Genomic DNA, 6,743 nt, shown 5'->3' with positions numbered 1-6,743 from the left:
GACCCAGGCGGCGCAGCCGCCGCCCGCGGGCGAGCAGCCGCAGCCCGGCCGGCACGAGCAGGAGCAGCAGGAGCACGCCCGCGCCGATGCCCAGCTGGGCGGCCAGCGGCGTCGACTCCTCCGCCGGCAGCATGCCCGTCTGCAGGGTGGCCTCGCGGTCCAGCTGGCGCGGGTTCTGCCGCGACTGCGGCGACCGGGGCTCGTCGGCGGAGCTGCTCGTCGCGCCGGGCGACGGCGTGGAGCTGTCACCCACCGGGTCCGGCGGCGGCACCGTGTACGCGGGGACGCGGGCGCTGCCCTGGCCCCGCGAGCCGGCCGGCGTCGGCTCGAACGGCAGCCAGCCCACGCCCTCGAAGTACAGCTCGGGCCAGGAATGGGAGTCGTTCGTCCCGACCGTCCAGCGGTCGCCGATCTTCGTACCGCCGGTGTAGCCGATCGCCACCCGCGCCGGGATGCCCGTCAGCCTGGCCAGCACCGCCATCGACATCGCGAACTGCTCGCAGTACCCGGCCCGGCTGTGCAGCAGGAAGTCCTCCAGCGCCGAGTTGCCGTGGCCCTGGGTCTGCAGGCTGTAGGTGAAGTTCCCGGTCCTGGTGAAGAACTCCTGCAGCTTGACCGCCGCGTCGTAGTGGGTGCGGGCGCCCTTCGTGATCTCCTGGGCCAGCTCCCGGATCTTGGGGGGCAGGTTGTCCGGCAGCCGCAGGTAGCGGGCGTCGACCCCGGCCGTCGACCGCGGCAGTGACCGGAGCAGGGCGCTGGTCGGCACCGGCTCGCTGCTGCTCACCTTGTACTCCAGGCCCGCGGCGGCCTCCTCCCTGGTCGAGAAGACCATGAGGGTGTCCACGTCGGCCCGCCAGTCGCCGTCCACGCGGACCTGCCTCGGCGGGTACGGCAGCGGCAGGAACGACAGCTTCGCGATCTCGTCGCTGATCTGGATGTCGCTCACCACGTTGGCGACCGGCACGCCCGGTTGGAGGCCGGGCGGCGGCGGGAGCGGGCCGTTCTCGGTCCGGTTGTCCGGCGAGCCCTCCGGATCGGTCATGCCGAACTGCTCGCCGTCGAACGTGTCGAGCGCATAGATCCGCAGGTAGCGAGGCTTGTCGTCGCTGTTGGTGTACGACAGCACGACCCGCTGCTCGGGCAGGTTCAGCTGGCCTCTCAGGCTCGCGATCGGGTTGGCGATGCTGATCGAGTTGCCGGCGCCCGGGCCCCTGCCGCCCACGCCGAACGTGAAGAACGACACCGGCTCCATCACCGGCAGCGCGGCCGGCACCAGGACGGCGATCACCACCGCGGCGAACCCGATCCGCTTGCCCGACAGCCGCAGCCCCCGCGTGTCGGCGGTCTCCCGCACGCGGACCGCGGCCTGGGCCTCGGCCTGGGGGGCGGCCGCGCGGGTGGTGCGGCGCACCAGCACCGCCCGCCCCCAGTGGCCCACCCGCTCCCGGCCGTCGGCCATGAGCAGCCCCAGGAACCCGGACGCGGCGATCACGAACGCCGGCCAGCCGATCGGGTCGGACAGGATCGTCGCGGGCACCGTGACCAGCGCCAGCAGCGGCAGCCCGGCCAGCGCCGCCCGCCGCGTCCGCGCCGCCAGCAGGTCCACCAGGAGCGCGATCAGCCCCACGCCGCCGCAGGTCAGCAGCGTGATGGCGGTGTTGGCGGGCACCGGCGCGGCGAAGCGCTGGATGTCGTCCCACCCGGCCGCGAGCAGCCTTGCCAGCTCCACCGCCGACGCCCTGGTCGGCAGGACCAGCGCCCACGCCTTGTCCGAGGCGAACGACGCGGTCAGGTAGATCCACAGCGCGAGCAGGCTCACCAGCGTCGCCGCCCACGCGGGCAGCGACAGCCGGCCGCTCAGCAGGCTCGCGGCCAGGACCGCGAGCACCGCGCCCAGCGTCCCCCAGAACCACGAACCGCCCTCGAACAGCGGATAGAGCAGGATCGAGGAGCAGAACGTGGCCACCGCCGCGGCGACCGACAACCTCATGCCGCACCTCCCGCCGGACTGAACGCGTATCTGCCGCGGTTGGCGGCGGCCTGCCAGACGGAGGCGATCGACGTGCCCGCGGGCAGTCGCACGATGCGCCAGCCGTAGCCGGTCAGCACGGTCTCCACCGCGTGGTAGTCCTCGTCCGAGCCGGGCTCGCTCCCGTCCCAGGTGTTCACGTCGAGCAGCACCGCCACCCCCGTGATGCCGCTGTGCCGCACCCGTCCCAGCTCCCTGGCCTCCTCCGGGTCGAGGGACCCGAGCACGGCCACGACCAGCCCGTCGCCGCCGCCCTGCCGCAGCGCCGAGACCGCCATGTCCAGGGAGCGGACCGGGCTCTGCCGTACCACGGCCAGCGTGTCCAGCAGCGACCAGCTCAGGCCCGCGTCCGTCAGGTGCTCGGCGCCCTGGTCGGTGACCAGGCGCAGGCCGAGGCCCTCGCGGGCGAGGTGCACGCCGATGGAGGCCGCAGCCGAGACCGCCACCTCGAACGACGAGCGCGGCCCCTCACCGCGGTGGGCGTGGCGGCGGGTGTCCAGCAGGAGCGCGCCGCGGCTCTGCCACTGCTGCTCCTCGCGCCGCACCATCAGCTCGCCGCGCCGGGCCGTGGACCGCCAGTGGACGCGCCGCAGGTCGTCGCCCTGCCGGTACTCGCGCGGCGCCACGTCGTCGTCGCCGGCCGCGGCCACGCTCCGCGTGCGGCTGTCGCCGCCGCCCGTCCACTCGCCGGACAGCCGTACGTGCGGGAGCGCCACGACCTGCGGCGTCACCACGAGCGTGTCGGCGATCGTGAACGCGCGCGACAGCTCCACCAGCCCGAACGGGTCGGCGATGCGCACCGACAGCGGCCCGATCGTGTAACGGCCGCGCAGGTCGGAGCGGACCCGGTAGTCGATCTCGCGGATGCCGCGGGCCTCGACCTTGTCCAGGACGAACCGGGGCCGCACGCCCAGCGCGTACGGCACCGTGTCCTCGATGAGCAGCAGGCCGGTGGGCAGGCGGGTGACGTTCTCCAGGCGCAGGGTCACGGTGGCCTCCCCGCCCACCTCGGCCCTGGCCGGGTCCAGCCGTCTGGCGCAGCTCAGCCGGTACCGGGTGCGCGCCACCACCATCGCGGCCAGCAGCGGCAGCGCCGCCACCAGCACCCCGATCCTGAACAGGTCGTTCTCGCCCAGCAGAACCGCCATCACCAGCGCCGCGACACCGGAGGCGAGGAACGACCGGCCCCGCGCGGTCAGCGCCCGCAGCCCCGTCCTCACGAGGCGCTGGTCTCCGGCACGGGCACGCGCCTGACGAGATCGGTCACCACCTGCTCCGGATGACGGCGCTGGCCCTGGGCCTCGACGCTCGGCAGCAGCCGGTGCGCCAGCACGGGCACGGCCAGGTCCTGCAGGTCGTCCGGGATGACGTAGTCGCGGCCGGCGAGCGCGGCGTGTGCCCTGGCCGCGCGGACGAGCTGCAACGTCGAGCGGGGCGAGGCGCCGAGCCGCAGGTCGGGGGAGTGGCGGGTGGCGACGACCAGGTCGATCGCGTACTTCTTGACCGGCTGCGACACGTACACCCCGCGCACCGCCTCGATCAGCGCCCGCACCTCGGCGGTGGTCGCGACCGGCTCCAGCTTGTCCAGCGGGGAGGCGCCGCCGTGGACGTCGAGCATCTCCAGCTCGGCGCGCGGCTCCGGGTATCCCATCGCGACGCGCGCGGTGAAGCGGTCGCGCTGCGCCTCGGGCAGGGGATAGGTGCCCTCCATCTCGATGGGGTTCTGCGTGGCGATCACCATGAAGGGGCTGTCGAGCCGGTACGTCACGCCGTCGACCGTGACCTGGTGCTCCTCCATGCATTCGAGGAGGGCCGACTGCGTCTTGGGCGAGGCCCGGTTGATCTCGTCCCCGACCACGATGTTGGCGAAGACGGGGCCGGGCTTGAACTCGAACTCGCGCGTCTGCTGGTTGTAGGCGCTGACGCCGGTGATGTCGCTGGGCAGAAGGTCGGGGGTGAACTGCACCCGGCGCACCGGGCAGTCGATGGAGCGCGCCAGCGCCTTGGCCAGCATGGTCTTGCCGACGCCGGGGACGTCCTCGATCAGCAGGTGACCCTCGGCGAGCAGCACGGTGAGGGTCAGCCGGACGGCGTCGCTCTTGCCCTCGACGACCGACTCGATGGCCTCGCGGATCCGGTGCGCGGTGGAGACCAGCTCCTCGAGCTGGTGAGGGACGTCATGGGTAACTGCCACCAGGCCTCCATGAGAAGAAGTGCGACGGTCGTCCCGGCCGGCGGCGGAGCCATTGCGGGAGCCATGCCGTTCCTTTTCCATTGTGTGTACGACCCTACGATGCTGCGGGTTCTGGGGCGACATTTGCTGATTTTCCAGAGAACTTGGACAGTGTCCTGTTCTCATGCCATAGCCGTGCGAATCCGGTGACATCGGGGCTACCATGCGCGCCCCACTTTCCTCCACGCATGTGGCTCCGCGCGCTCGTTCCGTTCTGCGGCGGCTTTTCCCGCCCCCTCGACACGCCCGCCACGGCCGGCGCGCCCCCCGCGCCCCCCACCGCACTCCACCTCTCTGACCTGCGAAAACGCGAGCCGATCGGCCCGCGACATGGGGTTGAATCAGTTGACGGTGGGGAGAAGTGGAGTATGGTGGTGCGCAGTGGAGGGCCGGTGCGCCAGCGTCGAGCGCTTCACTAGGCACGGGAGGTGGAGCCGATGTTCCTCGGCACCCATCAACCGCGTCTGGACGACAAGGGACGGCTGTTCCTGCCGGCTAAGTACCGTGAGGAGCTGGCGGAGGGTCTTGTGATCACCAAAGGCCAGGAGCGATGCCTCTACGTTTTTCCCGTGGAGGAGTTCCAGCGCATAACCGAGGCTCTCAGTACCGCCCCGGTCACCGCCAAGGCGGTGCGTGACTACAGCCGCGTCTTCTTCGCCAGCGCGTCCGACGAGACCCCCGACAAGCAGGGCCGCATCACCATCCCGCAGAGCCTGCGCCAGTACGCCGGCCTGCAACGCGACTGCGTCGTCATCGGGGCCAACACCCGGTTGGAGATCTGGGACGCGCAGGCGTGGGACACCTACCTCAACGCACAGGAGCAGGCGTTCGCCGATCTGTCGGAGGAGGTGCTGCCAGGGATCTTGTAGAAGTCACGGTTGATCCGTCGGAGATGTCGTTCGGCGAGGTCTCCACCCGCAACCACTGCCGGCCAGCTGATGCACCTTCCCCGGTGTCAGATGGCGGGCTTCCACGAAGAGGGTGCGGATGGGGACCTGGCCGGGCGGCACCGGGTGGGGACCCAGGCAAGGCCGATAGGATCGCCGACCGCGTCATCCGCGAGCAAAGGACGCGAGAGGGGGGTTGGAGATGCACGACGCCACAGGTACGGGTGGTCACGTTCCGGTCATGCTCGACCGCGTACTGGAGCTGCTGGCTCCGGCGCTGGGCGGTGAGCGGCCCGTCGTCGTCGACGCCAACCTCGGCCTCGGTGGCCACTCGGAGGCCCTGCTCGCCGCCTATCCCGCACTTCACCTGATCGGCATCGACCGCGACCCGTTCGCGATCGACTTCTCCACGCGCAGGCTCGCCCCGTACGCGGAACGGACCACCCTGGTCCACGCCTCCTCCGACCAGCTCGCCGAGGTGCTCGCCGCCACCGGCCCCGCCCTCGGCCGCGCCACGGTCGACGGTGTGCTGTTCGACCTGGGGGTCTCCTCGCCGCAGCTGGACGAGGCCGGGCGCGGGTTCGCGTACTCCTATGACGCCCCGCTGGACATGCGGATGGACACCGACCAGGAGCTCACGGCGGAGAAGGTGGTCAATACCTACTCAGCCGGGGACCTAACCCGCATCCTCCGCGATTACGGCGAGGAACGGTTCGCACCGCGTGTCGCTGGCCTAATTGTCAAGGAAAGGGCCAAGGAGGCCATAACGTCGACGAAGCGGCTTGCGGAGATCGTTCGTCAAGCGATTCCCGCCGCTACCCGGCGCACCGGTGGCAACCCCGCCAAGAGGACTTTCCAAGCGCTGCGCATCGAGGTCAACGCGGAGCTCGCCGCCCTGGAGGCGGCGCTGCCCGCGGCCCTCGACGCGCTGGCACTCGGTGGGCGAGTCGTCGTGCTCTCCTACCACTCCCTGGAGGACCGGCTCACCAAGCAGGTCCTCACGGCGCGAACCAGGGACACCAGCCCTCCCGGGCTCCCCGTCCCGCTGCCGGCACACCAGCCGCGGTTCCGCCTGGTGACGAGGGGGGCCGAGCTCCCCGGCGAAGAAGAGCTCGCCCGCAACCCGCGGGCGGCCTCGGCCCGGCTTCGGGCGGCAGAGAGGATCCGTGTTGACGACCACGACTGAGCAGGAGACCAGGCGGCGCGCCTCCGCCCGCGGCACCGTGCTCGAGCCCGGCGCGCCCGAAACGGCCGCGGCCGGCACCGCCGTGCCCGGCGCGCCCGCGTCCGACCTCGGCCCGTCCGGCCGTGGGGCGTCCGGTTCCGGCTCGGCCGCCTCCGGTGAGGCCGCCGCGGGCACCGCCACGCCCGAGATCACACTGCCCGACCTCACGCCGCCCGAGCCCAGGCCCGGCGCGTCCAGGCCGGGCGGGGCCCGGCCAGGCTCCACGCGCGGGGGCGTCAAGGGCGGTGCCGCGAGCAGGCGCAGGCCCGCCCCTCCGCAGCAGCCGAAGAGCGGCACCCGCACGCTCACCGGCCCGGGAGGCACGGGCCAGGCAGGCATGGCGGCGGGCGGCACGGCCCCGGCCGCGCC

At 72.4% G+C, this 6,743-nt stretch carries 5 protein-coding genes and 1 pseudogene; 3 read left to right on the top strand and 3 right to left on the bottom strand.

Annotation, left to right across the window (positions count from 1 at the left end; translation table 11 throughout):
• From ABZS51_RS41910 to ABZS51_RS41900, 3 genes are all read right to left on the bottom strand, one after another.
• A partial coding sequence (locus ABZS51_RS41910; RefSeq protein WP_355453703.1) for a DUF3488 and transglutaminase-like domain-containing protein occupies positions 1-1,990 on the bottom strand: 1,990 nt, incomplete at its 3' end.
• Positions 1,987-3,249: a DUF58 domain-containing protein gene (locus ABZS51_RS41905; protein ID WP_355453700.1), complete on the bottom strand. Its 1,263-nt coding sequence runs from the start codon at positions 3,247-3,249 to the stop codon at positions 1,987-1,989. The genes ABZS51_RS41905 and ABZS51_RS41910, both read right to left, overlap by 4 nt.
• The gene (locus ABZS51_RS41900; protein ID WP_355453698.1) at positions 3,246-4,304 is read right to left on the bottom strand and encodes a MoxR family ATPase; all 1,059 of its coding nucleotides are present in this window, start codon (positions 4,302-4,304) and stop codon (positions 3,246-3,248) included. Before ABZS51_RS41900 ends, ABZS51_RS41905 begins: the two co-directional genes overlap by 4 nt.
• Before the next feature lie 395 nt (positions 4,305-4,699).
• Between ABZS51_RS41900 and mraZ the strand changes: the two genes are divergently transcribed.
• The 3 genes and pseudogenes from mraZ to ABZS51_RS41885 form a co-directional block, all read left to right on the top strand.
• Positions 4,700-5,131: a division/cell wall cluster transcriptional repressor MraZ gene (gene mraZ, locus ABZS51_RS41895; RefSeq protein ID WP_253765269.1), complete on the top strand. Its 432-nt coding sequence runs from the start codon at positions 4,700-4,702 to the stop codon at positions 5,129-5,131.
• Positions 5,132-5,390: 259 nt separating this feature from the next.
• Positions 5,391-6,335: a 16S rRNA (cytosine(1402)-N(4))-methyltransferase RsmH gene (gene rsmH, locus ABZS51_RS41890; protein WP_355453694.1), complete on the top strand. Its 945-nt coding sequence runs from the start codon at positions 5,391-5,393 to the stop codon at positions 6,333-6,335.
• Positions 6,319-6,743, top strand: a pseudogene (locus tag ABZS51_RS41885) (hypothetical protein); the annotation flags it as partial. The gene rsmH and the pseudogene ABZS51_RS41885, both read left to right, overlap by 17 nt.

It is taken from the genome of Nonomuraea sp. NPDC005501 (genome assembly GCF_040605905.1).
Lineage (GTDB): Bacteria > Actinomycetota > Actinomycetes > Streptosporangiales > Streptosporangiaceae > Nonomuraea.
The sequence above is the reverse complement of the archived record's forward strand: the minus strand, read 5'-3'. Positions and strand labels throughout refer to the sequence as shown.

Excerpts from the sequence above, each read along its gene's own strand:
- rsmH (WP_355453694.1), top strand. The coding sequence starts at position 5,391 with ATGCTCGACCGCGTACTGGAGCTGCTGGCTCCGGCGCTGGGCGGTGAG.
- mraZ (WP_253765269.1), top strand. The coding sequence starts at position 4,700 with ATGTTCCTCGGCACCCATCAACCGCGTCTGGACGACAAGGGACGGCTG.
- ABZS51_RS41900 (WP_355453698.1), bottom strand. The coding sequence starts at position 4,304 with ATGGAAAAGGAACGGCATGGCTCCCGCAATGGCTCCGCCGCCGGCCGG.